The sequence below is a fragment of the Pseudomonas sp. GW823-FHT02E01 genome (assembly GCF_058797535.1).
Window position 1 is genome coordinate 1 of sequence record NZ_JBXAJS010000031.1, and the last position, 696, is coordinate 696.

The 696-nt window shown below is 62.5% G+C and carries 1 protein-coding gene; it reads right to left on the reverse strand.

Annotated features, from left to right (window positions below; translation table 11 throughout):
* Positions 1 to 696 (reverse strand): cadherin-like domain-containing protein (locus AC1RDQ_RS28510; RefSeq protein ID WP_492588756.1); only part of this gene is annotated, 696 nt, incomplete at both ends.

Sequence of the window (696 nt, forward strand, 5' to 3'; positions counted from 1 at the left end):
CGTTACACCGTCGAGTGCAGTGACGGTGAAGGTGCCGCTCTGGGTCAGGGCCGACGCGTTGGGGTTGCTGCCGTCGCTGAGGTTTTTCTCGAAGACGGTCAACTCACCGTCCCCGGTATTCAAACCGCCAATCGTGATCGGGTCATCGTTGTTGTGGATTTGCAGCACCAGGTTGGCGGTGCTGCTGTCGCCATCGGCGTCTGTCAGCGTATAGGCGAAGGTTTCGGTGCCATTGCCGCCACCGTGCAACGCCTTGAAGTCGGCATCGCTGGTGTTGAGGGTGTAGGTGTAAGTGCCGTTGGCATTCAGCACCAGGGTGCCGTAGGTGCCGGTGAAGGTGCCGGGGGTGATCGGGCCGGCGTTTTCGCCGAGCGTCACGCGGTCAGCACCTTGCACGTCGTTGCTCAGCACGTTGCCGTTGAGCGTCAGCAGGGTTTCCGAGGCGGTGCCATTGTTGTCGCCCACGGCGTTGGGCAGGTCGTCGACGATGTTCACGTCGAGAGAACCGGTGGCAGTGGTGCCGTTGTCGTCGACCACGGTCACGGCGAACTGCTCGGGCAATGTGTTGGCGCCGTTGGCAGTTGGGTGGGCTTCGTTATCGACCTGCGTGTAGCTGTAGCTGACCACGCCGGTCGCCGCGTTGAACCCGGTGATGGTCAGGGTGCTACCCAGCGGGGTGGTGATCGATTGCGGGAA